Raw genomic sequence first — 26516 nt, forward strand, 5'->3', positions numbered from 1 at the left:
TTGTGTATGGTTAGTTGCGTGATTTAGGCACTAAGTTAGCAAATAAATCACAGATAGAATATTCCGCAGGAATGTTCGTAAGTAGGCTTAAAACAAGCAATTAATTATACACGGTGTTATATAGTTACCGCACTCAATTACACTTAATTTCTCTAAAACCCTTTATATATAGTACTTTACAGGTTTTTACTAAAGTAAAGTAATGCAACAAAATGCGCTAAAATGCTTGTTTTGTTGTACCTATTGTTGTACCTTAGTACTCGGTTGCACCGCATTGCACACCTTTAAAACCAGTACTTTATGTCTTCAATAAAATTAATTTTAAGAAATAACAAAGTAGATAAAGCAGGAGAAGCACCTCTTTATTTAAGAGTTATCAAAGACCGTAAAACTAAATTCATTTCGTTAAGCCTAAAATTAAAGCCAAATGAATGGGATGAAGATAAGCAAAAAGTAAAGAAGAATCATAGTAATTCTACAAGACTAAACGCTTACATATCTCAAAAGGTAGCAGATGCAAAAGGCGAGATTGCAGACCTTGAAAGAAGAAACCAATCTACAACCGCAAGAAAACTAAAAGAGGCCATTAAGGGTAAACCCTTAACGAACTTTTTTGACTACTCTGATAATCTTTGTGAAAAGCGAAAAGATACTTTAGCACATTCAACGTATAAGAATTACAAAACTTATTTAAAGAAATTCGAAAAGTTTGTAGGACATAGAGAATTAATGTTTGAAGATATTACTGTTACCACTTTAAAAGATTATGCATCCTATTGCAGTTCTACATTAGGCAATAATAATACAACCATAAATTTCTCTTTAAAGATTATGAAGATAATGTTTAAGGAAGCACAAAAAGAAGATTTAATACCTTTGGATTTATTTCCCTTTAACAAGTTCACGGTAAAAAAAGAAAAGAGTACAAAACGCTATCTATCTGCTGAACAGTTTCAGGACTTTATGGATTTAGAAGTTTCAAATAAAGACAAAGCACAGATTATAAAAGATATGTTTATTTTTTCAGTCTTTGCAGGTGGTTTTAGATTTGGCGATATGATAGAGCTTAAATGGAAGAATTACGATAACAAAAACGGCAAAATCACAAAGGTAATCAGAAAAACAAACAGACAGCATAGTGTTAGAATAGGTCAAAAAGCAGTTGAGATATTAGAGAAGTATCAACAAAAAGACCAGAAGCAAGAAGATATAATTTTCCCTTTTGCAAATATTGAAAAAACCTATTTTACAGATAAAGAGCATAGAAATTTAATAACAGGTAGAGCAATAGCATTAAGTAATATGTATTTGAGAAAAATGGGTACACGTTTAGAACTACCTTTTAATTTAAGTTTTCACATAAGCAGACATACATTTGCTACAAGGGCATTAAATAATGGTATGCGTATAGAACACGTTTCTAAATTGATGGACCATTCAGATATTGGTATTACACAAGTGTATGCAAAAATTATTAGTAGTGAGTTAGATAATGCAGTAGATAAATATATCAATTAATATGGGTAAGTTTTCAGATATAGAAATTAAAATACTAGACCGTTTAACAGAAGTTATAGATGGGGTATTAGAATCAATTGGTTATGAGAATAGTGAAAAAGATAGAATGCTTTATTCGACCTGTATTAATGATGATGAAAAAGACGAATTAACTAAAAAGGAAATCAAAAAACTTCAAAAAAAAATATCAAAGTGCAATCCAAATATAGCAGGCTATATTTCAGCATTTCTAAATAAGTATGAACTAGAACAACACGAAGGAGATTTTTATAGTTACAGAGAGCGTATAAGCAGGAATTTTTTAAGTAATTATTATGAGGGTATTGAGCAACTTTCGGAGGAATATACAACAAATGAAAAAGTAGATGCAGAAGATGAAATGTATTTTGAAGCAGTATTAAATGACGAACTATATAATTTTGATAAAGATGAAATAGATAATTTTATTAAATATATGGCTTACGCGCAAAGGCTATCAACTTTCAAAAGTATTTTAGAATCTGTAGAAGAAGAAAAAGCAAAAAAAGAAATTAGCAAAGAACCAGATCAACCAATAATGATAAACAACCAATTTCAGTACAACAACTTTAAAGATTTATTATTAGTAGAAGAATTAGAAAAGCGTATAGCAATTGAAGCAGTAGAGTACAAAAAGAATTGCGATGACTATTGGGAAACTTATACTTTCGACCCAACCTATTTTGATGCGTTTATTTCTGGTGAGTTGTACACTATATTTTTAAACGCCATATATGAAAGAATAAAGCCTTTAAATGACTTTGAAATTAATAAATACCTAACACTATCAGTAAATCAATTTAAGACGCACATACCACAAAAACGAGCAGAAGCCTTTAAAAGAATTTATCACGACACCTATTGGCATCCAAACTATATGGAGTACAATCCAAATCAGTACGAGAATAAATATCCTGTTCACGTTTGGAAGCATTATACAAATCATTTTCACTTATTTAAAGAAGCATCAGAAAATATATTGCAGGACTTTAAAAAAGGCTTAATTGGTAGTGGCAGAAAACAAGAAGTAATTGAAAAGCCAAAAACTAAAACCAAATCAAAACATCAATCATTTACCTACATTAATAATCTTACTGGTCAAACACAGTTAACCGATTTAATGAATACTTTAAAGCGTAAAAACCTTATTGATAATTCAACCGATTTAAAAGACTTTAGAAAAGCGTTTAGCGGAGAAGAAATCGAAAAACCTATTGTTTGGACTGGTAATATTAGCGAACTTTCATATTTCATTAAGCAATTGCATAATGAATTAAAACTTGTTGAAAACTTGAAGCAACAGCAATGGGCAGTAACTATAAACTGTTTTGTTCAAGAAAACGGAGAGCAATATAACCGCACAAAATTAAGAACTCAAAAAGTTCCTACTACATCAAAATACATCGATATGGCATTAAAAACACTATAATAACACTCTACACTTCAAGTGCAGTATTAAAAAACTTTCTTTAAATAATACAGTTAATCTCTTTTAGGTTAGCTGTTTTTTTATGCCACTCTACACTCTGCACCTTACTCTAAACCCTTGTTTCTAAAGTGTTTTGAGCCTCTATTTCTGACAATCTTTGTTTTCATAATCATTAAAATTTCACACAATGGAAGCAATTATTTTAAGTGCACAACAGTACAAAGAATTAGTAAATCGTTTAGATGTTCTAAACAAAAAACTAGAAGAAAAGCAAAAGTCACCAAACGACACATTTCTCGATAATCAAGAATTTTTACAGCTAATGAATATTAGCAAAAGAACAGCGCAATCCTGGAGAGATGAAGGAAAAGTGTCATTTTCTCAAATAGGTTCAAAAATTTATTATAGAATGAGCGATGTACAGAAGCTTTTGGACAAGAACTATAAACAAGCTTTTTCAAGTAAAAAACGCAATTACTAATCCGTAAATCTTAAAGTTATGCAAGCTGTCGTATCTGTCTTTAAAGACTTCGTAAACAAGGTTGAGGATAAGCCTTTAGAAAAAATCCTAAACGATATTAAATTAGGTGCTTATAAAACTGAAATAAGCGATATAAGAAACTTATTATCTAATGATAACAAACAGGAAGCAGACCAACTTAAAAAGCAATTAATTGCTTTTACAGTATCAGGTACTTTCAATAATGGTAGAAGTATTGATAAGATAAATGCGTACAGTAAATATGTAATTTTAGATATAGATAAATTAGAAGATTCACATTTACAATTAATAAAAAACACCACACGTTTAGCATCTTATACGTATGCATCATTTATTAGTCCTAGTGGTAAAGGCTTGAAAGTTATTGTAAAAGTAAATGCAAGTAAAGAGTGTCATAAAGAAGCCTACAAACAAGTTGTAGACTATTACGAACAAGCATTAAATATTGATATTGATACCTCTGGAAGCGATATTTGTCGTTTATGTTTTGTGTCTTATGATGAAGATTGTTTTATCAATGCTAATGCAGATACTTTTGAAGTAATCATAAAACCAAAAGAAATAGCACCACCAATAAAACAGAACAATCAAATAAATAATGATATTGAAGCTTACATATCCGAAATAGAAAAAACAGCAACCGATATTACAGGTAATTATGAAACGTGGCGAAATTTAGGTTTTGCATTATCAGAAGAATATGGAGAAAGAGGAAGAGAATACTATCATAGAATTAGTAGATTTTACATCAAATACAATTATCAAGAATGCGATAAACAATTTACCAATTGTTTAAAAGCGAAAGGTACAGGCGTAAATATTTCTACATTTTACTATATGGCGCATCAAAATAATATAAAGCCATTTAAAGAAACTATTGAAGAAGAACTATTAATACAAAAAGAAGAAACCAATCTAGAAGATTATTCAGATAGTCCAACGTTCTCAACTTCCTTAATTCCTCAACTTCCGCAGTTCCTTCAACACGTTGTTAAATATACTAAAACAGACCAAGAAAAAGATATAATGATATTAGGTGCAATAACAGCTATAAGTGCTTGTTTGCCTAAAATATACGGTATCTATGATGGCGATAAAGTATATTCTAATTTATATTTATTTATAACAGCGGCAGCAGCTTCAGGTAAAGGCAAACTAAAATTTTGTAAACGATTAGTATATAAAATTCACAAAACAATGCGTGAAGAAGCAAAACTAATGGAAGCAGAATATGATGCGGAACTAGCGCAATACAATAAGAACAAAGCGAAAGATGAAAACCTAAAAAAACCACCAAAACCACCAATTAGAATGTTATTTATTCCTGCAAATAATAGTTCAACTGGTATGTTTCAATTATTACACGATAGTAAAGGTAGAGGACTAATATTTGAAACCGAAGCAGATACACTAGCTAAAAACTTTAAAACAGATTATGGTGATTATTCTGATGGTTTTAGAAATGCGTTTCATCACGAAACAATAAAATATTTTCGCAGAACAGATAGGGAATATGTAGAGATTGAAGAGCCTTGTTTGTCTTGTGCATTAACAGGCACACCAAAACAAGTTTTGGCGTTAATGCCAAATGCTGAAAATGGTTTATTCAGTCGCTTTATGTTTTATCAAATGCCAACAAGTACCAATTGGAAAAATGTATTTGCTATTGATACTAAAAAAGGCTTAAATGAGTATTTTGATAATTTAGGTAATGAATTTTATGAGTTATACAGACAATTAATTACAAATACAGAAATACAGTTTTCATATACCGAAGAACAACAAGAAGTATTTAATCAATTTTTTTCAAAAATTAATTTATACTATCTAAATGTAAATCCATTAGAATACAATTCATCAATTAAAAGAATGGGTATTATAGCGTTTAGAATTAGTATGATTTTAACGGTTTTGCGAATACTAGAAACTGGCGATGTTTCAAATCCTTTGTATTGTTCGGATGAAGATTTTCAAACTACGTTAACAATGGTAAAAGCACTAATAAAGCATAGTAGTAAAGTGTATTCTAGTTTACCAGAAGATAAAACAGCCATTAATTATAAAAACAAAAAAGAGCAATTTATTGAAAGTTTAACATTACGTTTTACTACACAAGACTATATTAGTTTTGCAAGTAAATTAAATATTACCCAAAAAACAGCAGAACGCTATATTACCAGTCTTTGTAAGTCTAAATTTTTAGCAAGAGAATCTCAAGGTAATTATTACATTCCATCAAAAGAAGTAAGTGAGGAAAATGAGGAAAGTAAGGGTAATGAGTAGTCAGTTTCCTCAATTCCCTCAATTCCCTCAATTATCATTTTAGGGGTTTATTATAAATATAACGCAATACGTTATATAAATACAAAGTAAATACTATATATTTATAGCTTCAAATCAGAATCTTTTATGAACCGCATTAAAGAAGTTTTAGAAGAAAAGGGTATTAAACAAGTTTGGTTAGCAGATAAACTGGGTAAAAGTTTCAATACGGTTAATGGGTATGTTCAAAATAGAAATCAACCGAGTTTAGAAGTGTTATACGATATAGCAAAAATTCTAGATGTTAACCCAAAAACGTTATTAGTTGACACTATTTAATAGTGGTAACTTATATGTTAATAAAAAGTAAATGAGATATATAGGTAATAAATCTAAATTATTAGATTTTATAGGTAGTGTTATTCAAAAACACAAAATAAAAGGTGAAAGTTTTTTAGACTTGTTCGCTGGGACATCAAGCGTCGGTGATTACTTTAAGGATAGTTATAAAATTATTTCTAATGATTTTATGTATTATTCTTTTGTCTTTAGTAATGCTAAATTATTAAATGAATCAATTCCTTTATTCAAAGACTTTAATAAAAAATATTCGACTAATATATACGATTGGTTGAATGAAAAAACCTTTAAACCAAATAAACATTTTTTTATATATAACAATTACACACCTAAAGGTGATAGAATGTTTTTTACAAAAGCAAATGGTTTAAAGATTGATGGTATAAGAGTATCTATTGAAGATTTGTATCGTGATAGAGTTATAACCGAGAATGAATATTATTTTTTGTTAGCTTCTTTGTTAGAATCTGTCACTAAAGTTTCAAATACTTCTGGCACGTATGAAGCTTTTTTTAAGTTTTGGGATTCAAGAGCTGAAAAAGATTTTTTAATCAAACCATTAGAATTTCATTGTAATAAATATAACGATAAAAACGTAATCTACAATCAAGACAGCAACAAATTACTTCGTGAAACAGAGGGTGATATACTTTATATAGACCCACCTTATTCAGTTACTCAATATGCTTCAGCATACCATATTTTAGAAACTATTGCAAGGTATGATTTTCCATATATAAAAGGTGTTGGTGGTAAAAGAGATAAAGGGAAATGTGTTTCATTATATAGTCGTAAACATCAAGCTTACGAACAGTTTGAAGATTTATTTCGTCAAGCAAACTTTAAACATATTTTAATTAGTTACAGTAACCAAAGTATAGTTCCTCTTGAAGATCTAGTGGAGTTAGCTAGACTTTTTTCTTGTGATAATAAAGTTTACGTAGAGGATTTAAGTTATAGGGAATATCAAAATCACCGTTCTAGCAATAAACGAGAAGGTAAAAAACTTAAAGAGGTAATTATTTATTTCAAAAAAAACAATAAAGTCATTAAGTCACCTCTTAATTATTCAGGTAGTAAAGATAAGCTAGTGCCACAAATAATAAAAGAACTTCCTAAACGCATAGATACTTTTGTGGATGTTATGGGTGGCGCTTTTAATGTGGGTGTAAATATTATCACAACGAATAAAGTTGTTTATAATGAAATTAATAGTTGGGTTTTTAATATAATTGAATGGCTATTAAAAGGTAATAAAAATACAATAATTAAAAGTATAGTGGAAACTATATCAAGCTTCAACTTAGATAAAGGTGCAAAAATCGAATATTTACAACTAAGGAAGGCTTACAACGAATTGGATTCTAAAACTTTATATTTGTATGTCTTGCATATGTATGGTTTTCAAAATATGATACGTTTTAATAATTCAAAAAAATTTAACACGCCAATTGGTGTTGCAGGCTACAGCGATGACATAAAAAAAAGGATTCTTGCTTTCAAGCCAAAATCTAATACAGTTTTATCAAACAAGTGTTACACAAAGATAAAATGGGAAAGCTTCAATCTAAACACAGTATTTTATTTTGACCCACCGTATTTTATTACCAGTGCTTCTTATAATGATGGCAAAAGAGGTTTAAAGGGTTGGAACGGTGACTCAGAGGTAGAACTATTGAGTATCTTAACAAAAATAAACAGTTTAGGCCATAAATTTATGCTGTCTAATGTGTTACATCATAGAAATAAAACGAACCATTTATTAATAGAATGGATTCAAGAGCATAATTTTAAAGTTGTAGATGTTGGCACAACAGGCTGGCGTTATGCTAAAAATGAAGTATTAATCAAAAATTTTTAATCAATGGGTAATAAAATTATATTCTCAAATAAACTTAACGATATATTATTATCACAAGAATCTTTAAGCTTATTATTAACTAAGGGTCTATCTAGCTTTGATGATTTTATTGATAGTTTAATAGATAGCATAAATCATTATAATCCTAAACTTAATATTTCAAATATAGTATTTCAAGACATTAAGTTAGATACTTATTCTGGTTTGATTCACGATGAAACAGAAAAACCACTAGGCTACCTTTTTTTAATACCACCTAAATTAGGTACTCGTAGTGGTTTTTTATCACAGCAAGTTTTAGGTTTTTTATCAAACGTAATAAAAGCCATAGAAAAAACACCAACTTATGAGGTTTCGAACCTACCAATATATATATTAAATAGTGATGTTGAGGATATTATTTTGTCTAAGGCTATTAATATAGTTGGTGCTAGAATTTTAGGGTTTCATTTTATTGACCTTTATGGTCGTGATGAAAAAAGTATATTATTAGAAAAATACGGAGAAGTATCTTTTAAAAGCATAGCTGAATTTGATAATTTACTTAAGCTTAATGGTGTTAATGAATATTTTGATTTAGATATTAGTAATTCTAAAATTATATTTAAAACAGATAGATTAAAAAACCTTCAAGAACCTTTAACTAATGAGCCATATTATTTTGGCATCAAAGCTTTGCCAGCTTTGTGTTTAGCTTCTAAAGAATCTTTTGATATTGATTTAACTGCCTTCGATGTTTGGTACCCTACGGGTACAAATAAAAATGTAAAAAGTTTTTATGAATATGCCAATAAACTAAAGTCTATAAACTATAATTTTAAACAAAAGATTTTTTATGGTGCACCTGGCACAGGTAAAAGTTATTTAGTAGATAAGATTATTGAAGGTAAAAATATAAGTGCTGATGATATTTTTAGAATAACATTTCATCCTGAGTATACTTACTCTGATTTTATAGGTCAATTATTGCCAACAGTTGAGGATAATAATGGTGAAAAGAATATAAGTTACAAATTTAATAAAGGCGTTTTTACACAGGCTATTCAAAAGGCTTATTTTGATACATCTAAAGAAGTATACCTTATCTTAGAAGAAATGTCAAGAGGTGATGTTGCCTCGATATTTGGTGATGTTTTTCAATTGCTTGATAGACATAAAGTGGGGAGTATATTTGGCTATAGTCGCTATTTTGTTAATAACGATGTTATAGCAAAAGACATTACTTATTTTCCTGGTAATAAAATAAAATTACCACCTAACCTTATAATAATGGGTACAGTTAATACAAGTGACCAAAATGTCTTTGTGATGGACACAGCTTTTAAAAGAAGATTTGAGTGGGAATACGTAAGTGTAAAACCAATAAAAAATACAACTACAGGTCTGTTTTTAAATAATGCATCCATTAATTATTATGATTTAGACAACACTAAAAAAGCATCGCAATGGGTAGAGTTTTATATGAAGTTAAACAAGTTTATATCGAGTAAAGATTATCTTGATTTGGGTGAAGACAAGCAAATAGGACAGTTTTTTATAGAGTTTTCTAATAAAGATAACGAAGAATTTGTGTCGGACAGTATAAAAAATAAACTTTTACAATATTTGTGGAGTGATATTCATAAAGCTTCATTTAAAAGAGATATTAGTTTGTTTTCAGAAGATATATCTAGTTTTAGTGAATTATATGATAGCTTTTCCGACAATAAGAATGTATTTAGTGCAGCCTTTATTCAATTATTAAATAGCTAATATTTCAACTTGTTCGAATGTCAAAAATAGCAATAGGTCAGGATGGTAGCTCAGTCAATAAAAGTGCTAAAAATAAATTTGGCTTAATTCAAGGATTAGATACTCGTTTTAAGCATAAACGGTTAGATTCTGAAGTTTACGACTTTGTTGGTTTGGTTTGTCAACAAGAACAGACGTTAGTTGTTTTTCCAAAGCATTATTATTCTGAAGAAACACTAACTGGTTTATTGAATGATGATACTTACGTTTTAAGTGATATAATATTATTGTTTGAGGTAATACAAAAATATCTTACAAATCAAAACCCTAAAGCTCTTAAATACGCTGGTAATAGGTTAGAGTTTGAGTCAGAATTTCCTTTCGCTTCATTTTTTTCCATTTATACTTATTTTCAACAGTTCGGCATTTATACAGAAAGAATAACTAAAACAAAAATAGGTTATAAGGGTAAAATATCTTGGAAAGATACTATTCGTAAATCTGCTAAAATATATAGCGGTCAGAACTTATTGCATTTTCCTTATTATATAAAGGAGAATAAATCTAAACAAGTTTTTATTAGTGATTGTATGGCTTTTGCTATAGATTATACTTTAAACAGATTTTCTTTTTTGTTCAGTATACCTAAAACAAATCACAAAAAATCAACATTCGATTTTTTTGAAAATAGTGAGTATGTAGTAAAGCACCTTCAAGCTATGAAAAATGAAGTTTTTAAAGATGTTAACAGAAAATTAATCTATGATTTAATAGAGTTTTATTCAGATTTAGCGGAACATAGACGTGGTGGTGATATTCATATTAAAATTAAATATTTCAATTTAGTTTGGGAAGATATGGTTGGTCATTACCTTAACAACCACTTTGTAAATGTTGATGATGAGAATAAAATGTTATTTGATATAAGTAACTTTAATTCAAAAGTTACTTTTTCTAAAAAAAGTTTTAATGTTGATAAATCAAATAACCAATACAAAATTGAACCAGATCATTATTTTATTGATAGCGAGCATCAGTATATATTTGATGCCAAATATTTTGATAGTTTAGCAAGTTTGAATTATAAGCAATATTCTTATCACGAAATGTTAAAAAACAAGATTGAGGATAACAAAACAATTAGTGCGCTATTGCTACCAAGTGAGTATGATAATTCTACTGAAATTCACTTCATATTATCTGACGAATATAAACAAGAAGAGGCGCAAAGCACTACAATAATATCTCAGCGTTTAAGAACACGCGAGGTGATGACAACTTACCTCAAATCTCGCCTAAAAATATAATTACTAACAATATTTTAAGATATATATAATTATGATTATCTATAATTTTCAAAAAAATAACACTTTAACTAGAGTGAAAGAAAAACCGTTTAAACTAGAGCGAGAAATTCAAAATGTTTTTGAAAATAATCTTACTAATATAATGGGTTTACAATTGGTTAAGTCAGAATTTTCGATTAAAAACAAACGCATAGATACTTTGGCGTACGATTTACAGTCAAAAGCGTTTATAATAATAGAATACAAAAGAAGTAAAAATATAAGCGTTGTAGATCAGGGGTTTACTTATTTAAGTTTGATGCTAGAAAATAAAGCTGACTTCATAGTTGAATATAATGAAACACTAAAATCATCCTTAAAGCGGACTGAAGTAGATTGGAGTCAAACTAGAGTTATATTTGTGTCTACAGGCTTTACAGATAATCAAAAAACAGCAACAAACTTCAAAGATATAGCTATAGAATTATGGGAAGTAAAACGTTATGAAAATAATTTAATTAGTATCAATCAAATTAAGAAAAGTAATTCGGCTGAAAGTATTAAGCCTATTACATCAAGTAATAACGCATTAGAATCTGTTGCAAGAGAAATTAAAGTATATACATTAGAAGACCATACAACGAATAAATCAGATGATATAATCGAATTATATGAGGTCTTTCGGGATGCAATAGTAAACCTTGCTGACGATATTGAGATAGTACCAAAGTTAGACTACATAGCATTTAAGAAGAACTCTAATATAGCTGATATATGCATTCAGCGTAAAGGTTTAAAATTATGGATAAATCTAAAAAAAGGTCTTTTAGATGACCCTAAAAAATTAATGCGTGATGTTTCGAATATTGGTCATTGGGGTAATGGTGATTATGAATTAGTCATAAAGAACACCAATGATTTAGAATATATAATGAGTCTGATAAAACAAGCTATCTAACTAAAGAGTCCCCACAACACAAAACCCAGTTTTTTCGTACCTCAAAATCCTCTGTCTTTTGTGTTGTTCCGCTCGCCAACGCATAGTTGGTTTTATGTCATAATAGTTGTAGCCAACGCTATAATGGCACATTGCTTGTTTTATTTAGACGTATCTATTTTATTAAATTGGTACAATAAAAAAGCAAAGAGCCATTGCCAACGCTCAAACAACTATTACGCCAAAAAACCAACCCAAAGCTAAGTTACATAATAGAAGTTATAGTAGCAAAAACCTTTTCAATGGTACGCTACGCTAAGTTTTTATGTTTTGGTAGCTATAACTGCTATTATGTAAAATATCCGCTCATCCAACGCTCACATCCGAACATATAACAACATTTTGAACTAACAATGAACATTCCTACATTCTTGCATTGTTTTTATAAGTGCTTTTTTAGTTTCATTACAACAAGGCTTTTAATTTTGAAGTTGTGGTTTATATAAGATAATTTGTAAAGCACCTATAAAATCAAAATATCCCAATAAGAGTATTGCCATTTATTTGTCAATAACATTAGTAAATCCAAAAGAAAATAGAGTACAAAACAAATAAAGGGCAATACACTTATTTCCGCTTCTGCCAGCGCACTAGGTACTTTAATATTGTTTTTATTTCTTATCTCATTCCATTGCACAAAACCATCGTTAAGTCCAAGTATTCCTTATCTCAAGTCTTTGTTTATTCCATTTCACTAAGAAATAAAAATGTCCTAACATCATATTTAGTACTATAAAAAAATAAAAAAGGTAGCAAATATAAGTGCCTTGCTACAGCCAACGCTAAAAGGCTGTAAAGGTCAAGCCCTACGGGTTTTGAATAAAACTTTTTTCACAATATTTCATATTTTTCATTAAACATTTTAACTCAAAAAACTTTTATCCAAAAACCTTGACAGCCTTATCCAAGGCACTTTTCGGTAGCACATCTTTTTTCTTTCTTTTCCAAAAATAATGGCGCGAAGCGTAGCGAAGCAAATTTTAAATTGGATAGCTATGTCAACTTTTGAACTGAAAACACATCGAATCGGAAAAACTTACTCAAACCCTCATTTTTTTATACTAAACAAAGGTCTAAACAGCGGAAAACCGCTCTCAAATCCGTGTCCTAACTGTTTTGTAGTGAAAACTTCAACCGAAAAGGAAAGAAACACGTTGTTTCATTTATCTATGATGCTACAAATAGGCGGTTTTTACGCTTACTATTTAAAAGGAAGTGTTATTCCGTTTATCTCAATAGATGATTGCAGAAAAACGCTTAAAAGCAGTTTAAAATCAAATTGCAATGCAGACGATATAATGCAAAAACATATTAAAGCGGTTGAAGTTATCAGTAAAAAAGAAAAAGAATTACAAAATGTCATTGATAAAATGGCAGTTTTAAAGGTCGCATATATACGTAATTGCTTCAATCTAATGCAAACGAAAGAAGCCTAACGCAAAGGCATCACAACACACTAAAACAGTAACAAAATGGCATAGTTTTAGTTATATTAGAAGAATAAACAAAGTTTAAAAGCAATATCAAGTCCGTACCAAATCCGAACGAGTATTAATTTTAAATTTAAATAGTAATGGGTAAAATTGCACAGGGTATTTTAGGAGGGTTATCAGGAAAAGTAGGTAACATTATTGGAGGTAGTTGGAAAGGTATTGACTACATCAGAATTAAGCCATCAAGTGTGGCAAATCCTCGAACAGAGGGACAAGTTAATCAGCGTAATAAGTTTAGTGCTACGTTGGAATATTTACAACCGAATAAGGCATTTCTTAAAATCGGTTATAAGTCATTTGCAACAAAGAAAACAGAATTTAATGCTGCGATGTCTTACGTGCTAAATAATGCAGTAGGAGGTGTTGCGCCAAACTTTACAGTAGATTATGCAAATGCTTTATTGAGTAGAGGTTCATTGTCTACAGCTTTAAATCCAACAACAGATTTAGCAACAGCTGGTCAAGCATCATTTGCTTGGGGTGATAACTCGGCAGAGGGAAATGCAAATACAACTGATAAAGCAATGGTATTAGTTTACAATCCAAGTAAAAAAGAATCAATGTATATTTTGGATGGTGCAATTAGAACCGCAGGTTCTCAAACGGTAACACTACCAGGAACTTATGCAGGCGATACAGTAGAGCTGTTTATTGCGTTTGTTTCCGCTGATGGTACACAAGTATCAAACAGTTTGTATTTAGGCTCTGGTACGGCAGCTTAATAACTTTAAGCGTAAATACATACAAAAAGAAACCGTTACAGTATATTTGTAACGGTTTTTTTATGCTTTTAGATCACTATTTTTACTTCTTAATTTTATAGTTTAAAAAGTTGTACCTATGTTGTACCTTTTTTAATTAATTATTATTTAAGTCAATAAAATCAACACTTACAGGGTGTTATCTACACAACACGGTGTTGGCATTAGTATTTTTATTCAATTTTTGAGAATTCCATTATGTTTATAAATTTCTGAATTAAATCTAAATTTTCATTTTCTTTAAAAATATTAATATCGAAATATTCTTTTCTAATTTGGTTATTTGCGATACTCATTATTGTTAACATCGGGATTATACTTTTTAAATACCTATTATAAAAACCAATCAAGTCATTTTTCTTATTTGGGATTTTGTAACCATATTTTCCTTCTATACTTACAATTATAATTCCTTTGTATCTCAAACTTGAAATTAATTCACGAAGATTATCTATTGATGACTTCTTATTAACTCTTGATAAAACATTCACTAATTCATAAGATTCAGAAAGTCGATACGGGTCAGTTTTGTAAATTAAAAGTAAGTGTTTTAATAATTCAGTTTCTTCTAATGTTGCGTTGTCACTTTGCAAGTAATCTAATACTATTTTAAGACATAATTCTCCAACCTTTTTATCAGATATGTCAATATCTTTGTTGTATTTTCCTAAATAGTTTGACGTTTCATATGGATAAAAATCAACAAATAACCTGTCATTTATTTCATTGAATATTTCATTGGCATTTTTGTCTTTGTGACTTGAACAATATATTTTTCCAACACAACCTGAAAAAAAATCTGCCATTTGTATTAAAGGTTCTTCGTATTTATCATCCGCAATTTTGTAAACTCTATCCGGTTGAAAAAGTGTTGGTTGGAAAACACGTTTACCAATATAATTACTTAAACTTTCTCTGAATTTTTCTTCTCCAATTTTGTCAAAATATATCTCAAAACTCTCATATCTTTCTACAAATTGTGTTAAAAAGATTCTTTGAAAGAATTTATAAAAAACAGTTTTATCTTCTAAGTTTTTATTGTCGATTTTTCTTTTGTCAATTACCAAGCTAAAAACTCCAAAATCTATTTTTTTAAATTCAGATATTATTTTAAGTCGTTTTTCTATATTTAGTTTACTTGACTTAATAGGTGAACCTTGTCTAAATTGATTTGAAATACTTTGTCTTAAATCTTTTGCTTTCTCAATGTCTTTTTCATCAATAACAACAGCTGTATATATAAAATGAGAAGGTGTACCCAATTTAGATTCGGTATCCAAAAACGCATTTCCAAATTCATCAAAATATATGTATGCTTTGTTCTTCATTCGATATTAATGCCAACTCGTTATATAAGATACTTTATTCCTTTTATCACTACTTTAAAAAGGATAATATAAATAATTAGCGATTTTCTTGTAAATATAGCAAAATAAATAGGAGTGCTTGTTAGAGTTTGCGCTAATTTATAGAAGGTTTTATGCAAGTAATACCTGGTGTGATTTAAGTGGTTTATAATGAGCATCTGTTTAGTGTCGCGTTGCTGTGGTGGGGTGACATTTTGGTTATAAGATATTAAAAGCTCAGAATACTATATAATGGGCTTATCTGTTTTAATTGTTCCTTTAAAAGAAGAACAGATTTCTCTAAATGATGTTCTTTTAAAAAGTGCCCTAGATGAAATTCTCTTGCCATATTTTTTTAATGTATGCTAACGTAAAGATGATATGAAATCGTTTTAATTTTTATATCAGCAGTTAAAGGAAGTTAGTTGAGAAAACTAAGAATGTTAAGTTTTGAATTAGTTGAAAACGCTTATTTAAAAGCTATAATTCATATTTTAAAAAAGTAACCAAAGTCGAAGATTTTGATGTGTACGCTTAGGAAGTAAAAGAATTAGATTTTTAGAATATTTCAACTAAACAAAACATTAATAAGTACTATTCTACCTTAGCATTTCTCGGCTTAATATATAATTGCTGGACTAAAACAATGACAATAACGGTAATTGGAGTTGCTAAAACTAAACCCCAACCGCCAGTTAAAATACCCATAACCAATTGTGAAATAATTATTAAGGCAGGCGGCATATTTATAAGTTTTTTCTGGATAAGTATAGTAATAAAATTACTTTCAATAAACTGTATAAGCATATAAAGACCTATTACAATTAAGGCTTTTTCTGGACTTTGGGATAAGGCTAATAAAACTGCAGGAATTAAGGCTATAATTGGTCCGAAATTGGGAATAAAGCTTATTAAACCTGCTAAAAAGGCTAAAACCAACCAAAGTGGTATGCCAATAACTGCTAATCCTATGGCGGTTAATACAAAAACAATAAGCATGGACAATAATTTGCCTTTTAACCAATTACGTAATTGCGCTCCTAATTTATTTAAAACGTCTTTTGCTTTATTTTGTTTTCTAATAGGCATAAGTTGTACAATGCCTTTAGTATATATTTTTGGAGAAACGGTAAAGAAGATTCCAATAAATAAAACCACATATAAATCTCCAAATACACCAAAAGAAGATTTAAAAAAGCCTCCAGCAAAATCCTGAGCTTTTTTAATTGTTTTTTCAGAAGATAATTCTTCAATTATGGTTTTTCCAATAGAAGTATCTTGTAGTTTAGATTTTGCAGTATCTATGGTTTGAGGTAAAGTTTCCATAAGTTCAGCCGTTTGTGACTGTACCTTAGCACCAATGAGCCAGAATAAACCTGAAAACAAAATCAATATGGTAATAATTGAAATAGCTACACAAATACCATCTTTCCAATTTGTTTTTTTCTGAATAAAATCACTAATACCTCTAAAAACTAGGGCAATTAAGGTTCCTGCTAATACTAAAAGAAATACTCTAAATGTAGTTTGAATTAATAAAATTAAACCTACGGTAATTACAACATATTTAATAACCACACTTGTCTTTTGCTTAAAGGTTAGCTGGTTAGTAGAATTTTTAGAAGGTAAATTATTTTCCATCGGTATAGTTGTGTTTTATATCAACTAATTTAAACTAAAATAGGTGAATTGTAATATGTATTTTAAATGATATGAATTTAGTACTCTTTAATCGTTACAAACAGTTTTGTGTATGATTTCGTTGCGTGTTTGAGCAACTAATTTAGCAAATACAAACTGAATAGAAAATCCGCAAGGACTTTTGTAAGTAGGCGAGAACCAGCAATTACTTATAGCCATTGTTGTACACCGTTTTTATTGTAGCGTTGTGAGTAAAACTCCTTCATGAGCATCATCCCACTGTTCCTCATAATTTGAACTATAATATATAGGAATTGGTTGTTTGATTTCCCATCCTATCAATTTTTCTAATGAAAGATATTCTTTTAAACAGATTTCTAATAATTTATCAATATCATCTAATAGATCTTCAATTAAGTAATGCCCATTTTCACCAGCTTCATTCAAAGCTTCAGAGCAACCAATTTGCTCCAAACAATCGACCGTAACATCTCCTATATCATCATAATTCTCTTCGCTCTCAAATTTATATAGATTAAGCCATCCTTCATATCGACTAATTCGTATACTTAAGGATGTAATTTCTTCAGTATTCTGAATCTTTTTTGGAAATAACTCAGAAACTAAAAACTTTCCTAATGTATTATCTGCAATACTTTGAATGAAACTTTCAACCTGAGCTAGTAAATTTTCCTCTTTTATTATTTCTCCTAGTTCTTCTTTTTCATATATAAGAAAAGCCTTTGTTATTTTATCATATATCGTGATGATTTGAAGTTTAGATTTTTCTGTTAAACTAGAGGTGTTGATTATTTTTTTAATGTCCATTTTGATTGATCTTTATTAATATTGTACAACTCTTTATACAAGATACCTTATTCCTCTTATCTTTATTTTTAAAAGGATATATTTTAAAATAGTTAGCGTTTTTCTTGTAAATGTAGCAAAATAAAGGGAGTGTTTGTTAAATTTTGCACTAATTTATAGGGGTTTTATATGCTTTGATTTAAGTGGTTTATAATCAGCATCTGCTTAGTGTCGCGTTGCTGTCGTGATGGTGACATGTTGGTTGTAAGATAAGAACTGCTTAATACTTTATCTTTGCTTACTAACGAATAAGCTGAATAGTGAATATAAATACGAATAATTTAAGAGATCTTAAGAAATTGAGGTTAGCGCGTCATTGGTCTCAAGAGCAGTTATCAGAAATGAGTGGGTTAAGTGTAAGAACCATTCAAAGAGTTGAAAAAGGAGAAAATGCGGGTTTAGAATCCTTAAAATCTTTGGCAGCAGTTTTTGAAATTGATATTGCTACTTCAGATAAGAAGGAGGAAGTAGATCAGCTTAGAAAAGAGGAGGATTATATTGAAAACCTAAAAGGGTTTTATAAGCTTTTAGGAATTGCTTTATTAAGTTTATTGGTTCCGTTTATTCTTGCATTAAACGATTCGGATTTATGGTCTGTGTTTTTGTGGGTATTACTTTCTTGGGGAGTTTTACTTGGGATTTATTCTCTTACTATTTTTGATTTTTTTGGTACATCTTGGAAACAAAAAATGGTTAACAAGAAATTTAAAAAGAAGTAACGGCTTTTAATAAGATAGTGTGTTTGTGTAAGCAGCGTAAAAGAGTTAGTTATTTAGGCTTGTTTTAATTATAGGGTTTTATAAACGGCTAAAACCATTGTTTAGATTATTAGAGCGCCTATTAGCAGTATATGTTTTGATAATGCTGATTAATGTGAAACTACTTTTAAACCTATAATTGAGGCAATTAATGTCATGATAAAAAATAGTCGCCAAAATGTGGCTGGTTCTTTAAAAATGATAATTCCGATTAAAACAGTTCCTACAGCGCCAATACCTGTCCAAACCGCATATGCAGTTCCTATTGGTAGTTGTTGCGTGGCTTTTACAAGTAGCAACATGCTTATTGCTAAACAAATTAAGAATGCTATGTACCAGTAGGTTGCTTGAGTGCCTGTTGCTTCTTTTGCTTTACCTAGGCAAGCAGCAAAAGCCACTTCAAATAGTCCGGCAATTATTAATAGTATCCAATTCATTGGTGGTTGTGTATGCTTTGTTGTTCGATTTAGTATCTAATTTGGTAAATAGTGGGTTGGTAAATGTTTATTTTTTCTTCTTTGTGGCAATTCTGATAAATTCTCCTTGCCTGTTGTAATAGTATTCATTTTCTGATGAAAACTCTTTTTGTGCTATTATAAATTTTTTATAATTAGTAATAAACTCAAAGTTAAACGGAACTATAACCTTACCTTTTGTGTTTATGCAGCCATACTTTTTACCTTTTTTAACCACAGCAACACCTTTAAAAAATGGTTTGGCACTGTCATATAAATATGGAGCGATTAATTCTCCTTTGTTATTTATATAACCTGTTTTACTTTCTTTTTGTACTTTAACATACCTCAATCCATCAGGTTGAATTCTACCGAAATTGATAGTCCAATCAAATTGAAAGTCTATAATTGTGTTATTATTAGAGTCTATAAAACCATATTTACCATTTTTTTGAGCAAAAGCTAAATTGCCATAAAAATGACCAAGATTATCATAATCTAAAGGTATTAAAATTTCTTTTTTATAGTTGATATATCCCCATTTGCCGTTTTTTACAACTAATATCCAATTTTCAATTTCGGTATTTAAACTAATCAATTCATAGCCTTCTTCAAAAGGTATAATATAATTCCCTTTTAAATCAATTACAGCAAATTTATATGTTTTGCCATTTTTGATAGAAACTGCTGCGTAGTCATTATTTTCGAAGTAAGTACCAGTAGCATATTGTGGTTTAATAACAATTTTATTATTCTTATTCATGTAGCCTATTTTCCCATTTTCTCTAGATCTAAATGTGAAAAGTTCAATTTTTTCTGGCTCTTGAGCATATGAATCAAAAGAAATAGTTAAAAGTAATATGTATAATAGTAGCTTCATTTAATGTTTACTTAGGCGTTTGTTGCGTGTTATAAGTACTTAATTTTAGCACATACAAATCTAATGGAAATCTGCATGGATTTTAAGCTTAAGTTAGCACAAGGCATTAATTGTATATGGATTTAGATACTTTTTTTAGTTGTTTTTATCCGTAGTAATAATTTTATCCAAAATATTTTTCATAGTTTCCATATCCTTTTTATCTATCGAAAAACAATCTAACTTATCAACGAGTTTTTTTGGTATTCCGATTGCTTTCTTATACGAGTCATTTCCTTTTTGTGTTAATGAAATAATGACCATTCTTTCGTCTTTTTTAGAACGAGTTCGTTTTATAAAGCCATTTGTTTCCATTCTTTTTAGAAGCGGTGTAAGGGTGTTGGTTTCTAAAAGTAATTTTTCACAAATTTTTTTTACAGGAATTTCATTTTCTTCCCAAAGCACCAATAAAACTAAATATTGAGGATAGGTAATATCTAACTGCTCTAGTAAAGGTTTATATTGTTGGATGAGTAACCTAGAAAGAGAATATAGCGGAAAACAAATTTGATTTTCTAATTTAAGTTGCTCGTGATTTTTTTCCATTTGTATAGGTTTTATACAGTTTAATATTTTTTAGCGCTTAAATTGTTTGTTTAAAATAGCATTATTTTTTTAGTCTGTTTTTTAAAAAAGACAATGCACCTGTTGACCATAATGCCCAAAGAATTAATATAGGTTGAAAAAACAATCTAATTAACCTTTTACTATCTGTATTTAGTCCAAAAGAGTCTATTTGATTTACATATTGATTGATGTTTCCTGGAAAAATCAACACAAAAAAGATCGCCAATGCAAGTCCTGTTTTAATTTTTAGTTTTCCACCTAGTATCATAAGAATTCCAAAAGCAATTTCTACTACACCAGATGCAAGCACAACAATATCCATTAAACCTTCATCTGTTGATAACCAAGTAGGCACTTGTGCAAGAAATTCTGTTCTTAAAAAAGTTAAATGCCCAATTCCTGCATAAAGCATAAAGGAACCCAGCAGAATTCTAAAAATGTTTTTTACTGTATTCGTTTTTGTGTTATTCATATTGCTTGAGTTTTAATCGTGAACGATACAAATTTATACATAAAGTAGGGTTTTGCCAAATATATTGTGATTTTTACTTGTTACTAAATCGTTATAACCAAAACAATGTTTTATTCATGTTGGTTTTTAAAATACTGTAGTAGAGTGTTTTAGTTTTTTTTGTGGTAATTATTACGGAATAATAAAGATTTTTAAGAGGTTGTAGAATATCATTTATATTGATAATAGCAGTGTATGGTTTTTCTTGTATAATCGTTTTGGTTTTTAAATATTGCTGTTTTTTAATAGTTTTTAAGCTTGGTTCTTAGTTTAATCCGACTTATATGATCGATCAATCATAATCGGTTAACGCTTTTATTAAATGCGCTAATGTTAAAATGATTCAAGTTAAGTTGAAGCCTAGAAGTGTTATAATTTTGTATCGAACCAATAAAACATAAATCATGTCGATATTAACCATACTATTAAGTTTTCTTTTACCACCATTAGCAGTGTTTTTAAAACATGGGCTAGGAACAGAATTTTTAATAAGTCTTCTTTTAACACTTGTAGGCTGGATACCAGGCGTTATTTATGCTTTATTTATAAATAGTAAATAAATTATGAAAAATATATTAGTAGCAGGTGCAAATGGTACCACAGGAAAAAAAATAGTACAACTTTTAAAATCATCGCAAAACTTTAACCCGATTGCCATGGTAAGAAAAGAAGAACAAGTTGCGCAATTTAAATCGGAAAATATAGATACTGTATTGGGTGATTTAACAAAAGATATTACACATACGGTTAAGGATATAGATAAAGTAATTTTTGCAGCGGGATCTGGAGGGAAAAACGTGATTGAAGTAGATCAGGAAGGCGCTAAGCGATTAATATCAGCGGCTAAAATGGCTAATATTAATAAGTTCGTTATGTTAAGTTCTATGGGAGCTGATAGCCCAGAAGCGGCAGGAGATTTACAAGCGTATATGAAAGCGAAGCAAAAGGCAGATGACCATCTTATTAAAAGTGGGTTGAATTTTGCAATTGTAAGACCCGGAGCATTAACGAATGGTGATGGGAAAGGAAAAATAATGTTAAAAGAAAAGCTACATAAGCAAGGAGAGATTAGTAGAGCAGATGTTGCCGAAACTCTGGTATTAGCTTTAAATGATGACGCACCAAATAATAGGGTTTTCGAGATTATAGAAGGTGAAACCGTAATTGGTGAAGCGATGCAGCAATTATAAACGTAAACGAGTTAGATTTTATCTAAGTCACAAATTAAATATGAAAATTAAAAGAGTAACTAATAATGGCGGTTTGCGAAAGTGAACTTGATTAGCAAACTTTATAATTTTATAAAAACAAAAAAAGAGATATTTAGCGATATCTCTTTTTTTTATGAAACAAGAAGTTAAGTTGTTGTTTATGAGTTGTATTATCGATTTATAAAAATAGGAATCATTATAATCATAAAAAAAGCAAGCATTATTTTTACATAATAATTTGTGATAAATAAGCCTGTTGAAATTAATAAATAATCATCACTTGTTGTTTCAATTTTTCCGCCAGAAAAGTAATCACTTTTATAAGTAGCTATTGTTTGGTTATTATCAGTTAAAATCCATTGACTACCCCAAAAATCTTTTTGAGTCCAAATAAATTCTTTATCTTCAATTTTTACGGTTGCTCTAGTTTTAAATGAATGGTATTTAATACTTCCTATTACTTTTTTTCTTTAGTATTTTTAATCAAAAAATCACTACTGAAAACCCCCTGTTTTTCAAACTTAAATTTTTCGTCATTCAGTTCTAAGTTCGCAGTGTCAGAAAACCATTCAGCATTTAAAACGGCTATATTTTTATTAGCTTCTGTTAATTTGGTTGAAGTATCAAAGAATTCTTTGCTCCATTGCAATTTTTTCATGTTTTTTTGTTGTAATGTTTATTTATGTGCTTTAAGCACTAAAGTTCGTAACTAGCCACTAATTATATATGGTGTTACCAAACGTATTTTTTAATCACTTCAGGTGTATTTATAATAGTCCTTTTTATTCTTGATATTATAAACTTTAAAAACGCAGAAGTTAAATTAATGCAAAAAAAAACCTAGAGCACAATGTCTAGGTTCTGTATAATTTTTTATAGTGCAACACTAAAGCGTAATGAATAGCTAGGCACTTTATATTGCAAATATACAATATTTACATCTTATAACCAATTTTATCTGTAATTATTAATTTAATCGTCTTGTTATTATCGTATTCTTTGAACAATTTATTTATTTCATTGTTCATATCATTATGTCTTTCTTCAGATATATTTTTTAAAATAAAGGATATTGTTTTTATTCCAGCATCTAACGATTGATTATTGTTATCGTTAAATTTAGTTCTAGGGATTTTGTATATACCTTGAGGGAAATTCAAATCATATAACACTCCTGCGTGAGCACAAATATTTCGAATAAATTTTATAGTATGAATGAAGTTTATAAAGGTATTAAGGTTATTTTAATCCATAAAGCTTTGAAATTTCTTTTTTAAGTTCCTCGCTTTTTAATGCCTTAAAAACAGTAACGATTGCTCCAAATGTCAAAAACTCAAAAGTTTTCCAAGTAGGTGCATATATATATCATTCCTGTGTTTTATATGGTGAAGTTTTATTTGCTTATTCTCATCTTTAAATTTATCTGTGTATAGTTTTGTATCTAATTTGTTTATAAACCAACGAGCCATTATTTTGGGATTGGAATACCATATAGGGTCTTCTTTATGTTTATTAGAAATATAATAAATAATTTTAGTTCTAAAGTTAACCTCTATACGCTTTAAATATTTAAGTAAAACATTTCTTAAATCTACGTCTAAGTAATAAAGATTAATTATATCCGAAAATAAGGTGCCTTCTTCAAGATTATGGTCCTTGTCTATTTCAAAAGGAAACCAATAAAATCCAAGTCTATAATAACCGATATCTAGCAGTATTTCTTCAGCTTTTTCTTCTCCGCAATCGAAAATCATTCCTCTTTCTTTGAGAAATACTATTTGTTCTTTTGCGGTTGTTGCTTTTTTACCCATTTTAATTTATCGTGACTTATAATTTTAATAAAATATAAATATATTTTATTACTAGTTACTATTCTTTTTTTTTGAATAAATTACGGTTACTAATATCCGTATATAAGGTGCTTTATTTCATTTTTCCTGATTATAAAATCTTATAAAACAAAGTGTTAGAAATTTTTTCTTGTAAATATAGCAAAATCAATAACTAGCATTCCTTAAAGTTTTTAATAAGTTATGCACAGTTTTTGCTAATTTCGCGATTCAAAATATATACGCATGATTACTGTAGATCAATTAACGGTTGAGTTTAGTGGAAAAACCTTATTCAAAGATGTTTCGTTTGTTATAAACGAAAATGATAAAATTGCTTTAATGGGTAAAAACGGTGCCGGAAAATCAACCATGATGAAAATTATGGCAGGAGTTTCTAAAGCTAGTAAAGGCGGAGTTAGAAGCCCGAAAGACACAGTAATCGCTTACTTGCCACAGCATTTGTTAATGGAAGATAATTGCACGGTAAAAGCAGAAGCATCTAAAGCTTTTGATGCTGTTTTTAAGATGAAAACCGAAATGGAATCATTAAATAAACAGTTAGAAACGCGTACCGATTACGAATCGGAAGAATACATGAAAATTATTGAGCGTGTTACCGATTTAGGCGAAAGTTATTATGCGTTAGAAGAGGTAAATTACGAAGCTGAGGTAGAAAAGGCGCTGAAAGGATTAGGATTTAAACAAGAAGATTTTGACCGTTTAACAAGCGAATTTAGTGGAGGTTGGCGTATGCGTATCGAATTGGCTAAAATTTTATTACAAAAACCCGATTTAATTTTACTCGATGAACCAACGAACCACGTAGATATAGAATCGGTAATTTGGTTAGAAAATTTCTTATTAAACAAAGCCAAAGCAGTAGTGGTAATTTCGCACGATAAAGCATTTATCGATAATATAACCAACCGAACTATTGAGGTTACCATGGGAACGATTCACGATTATAAAGCCAATTATTCACATTATTTAGAGCTTAGAAAAGAACGTCGTTCGCACCAAATAAAAGCGTATCAAGAACAACAAAAAACAATTGATGATATAAAAGGATTTATAGAGCGTTTTAAAGGAACGTATTCTAAAACTAATCAAGTTGCATCGCGAGTGCGTATGTTAGAAAAAATTGTGCCGATTGAAATTGACGAAGTAGATACTACAGCGTTAAAATTACGTTTTCCACCATCGCCACGTTCGGGAGATTATCCTGTAAAAGTAGAAAACTTAACCAAAAAATACGGTGATTTAACCGTTTTTGAAGAGGCTAGTTTTTCAATTTCTCGTGGTGAAAAAGTATCGTTTGTTGGACGAAACGGAGAAGGGAAATCAACCATGATTAAAGCAATTATGGGAGAAATAGATTTTGAAGGTGAATGCGGATTAGGACATAATGCTAAGGTTGGCTATTTTGCACAGAATCAGGCATCATTATTAGATCCTGAATTAACAGTTTTTCAAACAGTAGATGAGGTTGCAGAAGGTGATGTGCGAACGCAAATAAAAAATATTTTAGGTCGTTTTATGTTTGCTGGTGATGATATTGAAAAGAAAGTAAAAGTGCTTTCTGGAGGAGAGAAAACACGTTTGGCAATGGTTAAATTATTGCTAGAACCTGTAAATGTGTTAATTTTAGATGAGCCTACCAATCACTTAGATTTACGATCTAAAGATGTGATAAAAGAAGCGTTATTGCATTTCGACGGAACCTTAATTTTAGTATCTCACGATCGTGATTTCCTGCAAGGTTTGTCAGAAAAAGTATTCGAATTTAAAGATCAACGTGTTATTGAGCATTTCGAAACTATTGATGCTTTTTTAGAGCGTAATAATATTAAAGCGTTAAAAGAAATCGACTTATAGAATTATTTTTTGAAGCAATTTCCCGCTTTCCGCACTCGCTTTTTTTTGAATAAAAATCAAAAAAAGAGCTCAAACAAATGCTGCAATCAGGGCTAGAAATTTGTACTAAATTTTATATTTAGAGTTTAAATTTTTATAGAAAGGAAATAGTCAATTGAATCCGTCAAGCTGAATTTATTTCAGTTTCTCATCCTGATTTGCTACAATTTTGTAAATTCCAGTGATTTTAATGACTAAAAGGAATTATAATTGTATCGATAATTTAAATCGTTTTATTTTGATGTTAAAAAAGTTCTCGATACAATTTTTTGAAGGA

Annotated in this window: 25 protein-coding genes; 15 read left to right on the plus strand and 10 right to left on the minus strand. The window is 29.4% G+C overall.

What is annotated here, in order from left to right; translation table 11 throughout:
- Positions 1-300: 300 nt before the first annotated feature.
- The 11 genes from RRF68_RS00175 (at position 301) to RRF68_RS00225 (ending at position 14179) form a co-directional block, all read left to right on the plus strand.
- Positions 301-1518, plus strand: coding sequence for a site-specific integrase (locus tag RRF68_RS00175; RefSeq protein WP_315944588.1), 1218 nt, complete (start codon positions 301-303; stop codon positions 1516-1518).
- 1 nt (position 1519) lies between these two features.
- Positions 1520-2965: a hypothetical protein gene (locus RRF68_RS00180; protein WP_315944589.1), complete on the plus strand. Its 1446-nt coding sequence runs from the start codon at positions 1520-1522 to the stop codon at positions 2963-2965.
- Positions 2966-3152: 187 nt separating this feature from the next.
- Positions 3153-3446 (plus strand): helix-turn-helix domain-containing protein, encoded by a 294-nt coding sequence (locus tag RRF68_RS00185; RefSeq protein WP_092468449.1) that lies wholly within the window; start codon positions 3153-3155, stop codon positions 3444-3446.
- Between the two features lie 18 nt (positions 3447-3464).
- Positions 3465-5750, plus strand: coding sequence for a DUF3987 domain-containing protein (locus RRF68_RS00190; RefSeq protein ID WP_315944590.1), 2286 nt, complete (start codon positions 3465-3467; stop codon positions 5748-5750).
- A 126-nt stretch (positions 5751-5876) separates the two neighbouring features.
- Positions 5877-6068, plus strand: coding sequence for a helix-turn-helix transcriptional regulator (locus RRF68_RS00195; RefSeq protein ID WP_315944591.1), 192 nt, complete (start codon positions 5877-5879; stop codon positions 6066-6068).
- Between the two features lie 31 nt (positions 6069-6099).
- Positions 6100-7950, plus strand: coding sequence for a Dam family site-specific DNA-(adenine-N6)-methyltransferase (locus RRF68_RS00200; protein ID WP_315944592.1), 1851 nt, complete (start codon positions 6100-6102; stop codon positions 7948-7950).
- 3 nt (positions 7951-7953) lie between these two features.
- Entirely contained in the window at positions 7954-9702 is a 1749-nt protein-coding gene (locus RRF68_RS00205; RefSeq protein WP_315944593.1) for an McrB family protein, read from the plus strand.
- A gap of 17 nt (positions 9703-9719) precedes the next feature.
- The gene (locus RRF68_RS00210; RefSeq protein ID WP_315944594.1) at positions 9720-10988 is read left to right on the plus strand and encodes a hypothetical protein; all 1269 of its coding nucleotides are present in this window, start codon (positions 9720-9722) and stop codon (positions 10986-10988) included.
- 31 nt (positions 10989-11019) lie between these two features.
- Positions 11020-11925 (plus strand): DUF5655 domain-containing protein, encoded by a 906-nt coding sequence (locus RRF68_RS00215; protein ID WP_315944595.1) that lies wholly within the window; start codon positions 11020-11022, stop codon positions 11923-11925.
- Positions 11926-12959: 1034 nt separating this feature from the next.
- Positions 12960-13400: a DUF6943 family protein gene (locus tag RRF68_RS00220; RefSeq protein WP_410016832.1), complete on the plus strand. Its 441-nt coding sequence runs from the start codon at positions 12960-12962 to the stop codon at positions 13398-13400.
- Positions 13401-13537: 137 nt separating this feature from the next.
- Complete coding sequence (locus RRF68_RS00225; RefSeq protein ID WP_315944597.1) at positions 13538-14179, plus strand: DUF6266 family protein; 642 nt, start codon at positions 13538-13540, stop codon at positions 14177-14179.
- A gap of 212 nt (positions 14180-14391) precedes the next feature.
- Here RRF68_RS00225 and RRF68_RS00230 read toward each other — a convergent pair whose 3' ends face one another.
- The 3 genes from RRF68_RS00230 to RRF68_RS00240 all read right to left on the minus strand — a co-directional run bounded on the left by RRF68_RS00230 (position 14392) and on the right by RRF68_RS00240 (position 18033).
- Complete coding sequence (locus RRF68_RS00230; RefSeq protein WP_315944598.1) at positions 14392-15546, minus strand: DUF3800 domain-containing protein; 1155 nt, start codon at positions 15544-15546, stop codon at positions 14392-14394.
- A gap of 612 nt (positions 15547-16158) precedes the next feature.
- A complete protein-coding gene (locus tag RRF68_RS00235) occupies positions 16159-17205 on the minus strand; it encodes an AI-2E family transporter (protein WP_315944599.1) in 1047 nt (348 codons plus the stop codon).
- A 234-nt stretch (positions 17206-17439) separates the two neighbouring features.
- Positions 17440-18033 (minus strand): hypothetical protein, encoded by a 594-nt coding sequence (locus tag RRF68_RS00240; protein ID WP_315944600.1) that lies wholly within the window; start codon positions 18031-18033, stop codon positions 17440-17442.
- A gap of 299 nt (positions 18034-18332) precedes the next feature.
- On the opposite strand from RRF68_RS00240, the gene RRF68_RS00245 reads away from it, so the two are divergent.
- The gene (locus RRF68_RS00245; RefSeq protein WP_315944601.1) at positions 18333-18791 is read left to right on the plus strand and encodes a helix-turn-helix transcriptional regulator; all 459 of its coding nucleotides are present in this window, start codon (positions 18333-18335) and stop codon (positions 18789-18791) included.
- 149 nt (positions 18792-18940) lie between these two features.
- Here the strand turns inward: RRF68_RS00245 and RRF68_RS00250 are convergent, their stop codons facing one another.
- From RRF68_RS00250 to RRF68_RS00265, 4 genes are all read right to left on the minus strand, one after another.
- Positions 18941-19267 (minus strand): multidrug efflux SMR transporter, encoded by a 327-nt coding sequence (locus RRF68_RS00250; RefSeq protein ID WP_315944602.1) that lies wholly within the window; start codon positions 19265-19267, stop codon positions 18941-18943.
- A gap of 67 nt (positions 19268-19334) precedes the next feature.
- The gene (locus RRF68_RS00255) at positions 19335-20165 is read right to left on the minus strand and encodes a WG repeat-containing protein (protein ID WP_315944603.1); all 831 of its coding nucleotides are present in this window, start codon (positions 20163-20165) and stop codon (positions 19335-19337) included.
- A gap of 135 nt (positions 20166-20300) precedes the next feature.
- Complete coding sequence (locus RRF68_RS00260; protein ID WP_275314749.1) at positions 20301-20750, minus strand: MarR family winged helix-turn-helix transcriptional regulator; 450 nt, start codon at positions 20748-20750, stop codon at positions 20301-20303.
- Positions 20751-20811: 61 nt separating this feature from the next.
- On the minus strand, positions 20812-21243 hold the full coding sequence (locus RRF68_RS00265) for a hypothetical protein (protein ID WP_218773010.1): 432 nt from the start codon (positions 21241-21243) through the stop codon (positions 20812-20814).
- Positions 21244-21686: 443 nt separating this feature from the next.
- On the opposite strand from RRF68_RS00265, the gene RRF68_RS00270 reads away from it, so the two are divergent.
- Both RRF68_RS00270 and RRF68_RS00275 read left to right on the plus strand, forming a co-directional pair.
- Complete coding sequence (locus RRF68_RS00270; RefSeq protein WP_218773009.1) at positions 21687-21842, plus strand: YqaE/Pmp3 family membrane protein; 156 nt, start codon at positions 21687-21689, stop codon at positions 21840-21842.
- Between the two features lie 3 nt (positions 21843-21845).
- Positions 21846-22472, plus strand: a complete 627-nt coding sequence (locus tag RRF68_RS00275) for an SDR family oxidoreductase (RefSeq protein WP_218773008.1) — start codon at positions 21846-21848, stop codon at positions 22470-22472.
- A 478-nt stretch (positions 22473-22950) separates the two neighbouring features.
- On the opposite strand, the gene RRF68_RS00280 is transcribed toward RRF68_RS00275, so the two are convergent.
- The 3 genes from RRF68_RS00280 to RRF68_RS00290 form a co-directional block, all read right to left on the minus strand.
- A complete protein-coding gene (locus RRF68_RS00280) occupies positions 22951-23151 on the minus strand; it encodes a hypothetical protein (RefSeq protein WP_315944604.1) in 201 nt (66 codons plus the stop codon).
- Positions 23152-23732: 581 nt separating this feature from the next.
- Positions 23733-23822: a hypothetical protein gene (locus RRF68_RS00285; protein WP_315944605.1), complete on the minus strand. Its 90-nt coding sequence runs from the start codon at positions 23820-23822 to the stop codon at positions 23733-23735.
- On the minus strand, positions 23819-24304 hold the full coding sequence (locus tag RRF68_RS00290; RefSeq protein ID WP_315944606.1) for an Abi family protein: 486 nt from the start codon (positions 24302-24304) through the stop codon (positions 23819-23821). The genes RRF68_RS00285 and RRF68_RS00290 overlap by 4 nt, the downstream gene beginning before the upstream one ends.
- A 264-nt stretch (positions 24305-24568) precedes the next feature.
- Between RRF68_RS00290 and RRF68_RS00295 the strand changes: the two genes are divergently transcribed.
- Positions 24569-26200 carry an ABC-F family ATP-binding cassette domain-containing protein gene (locus RRF68_RS00295; protein ID WP_315944607.1) on the plus strand — a complete coding sequence of 544 codons (1632 nt, stop codon included), beginning with the start codon at positions 24569-24571 and terminating at the stop codon, positions 26198-26200.
- The last annotated feature ends 316 nt before the right edge of the window (positions 26201-26516 follow it).

This window comes from Tenacibaculum sp. HL-MS23 (genome assembly GCF_032463465.1).
Classification (GTDB): domain Bacteria; phylum Bacteroidota; class Bacteroidia; order Flavobacteriales; family Flavobacteriaceae; genus Polaribacter; species Polaribacter bernardetii.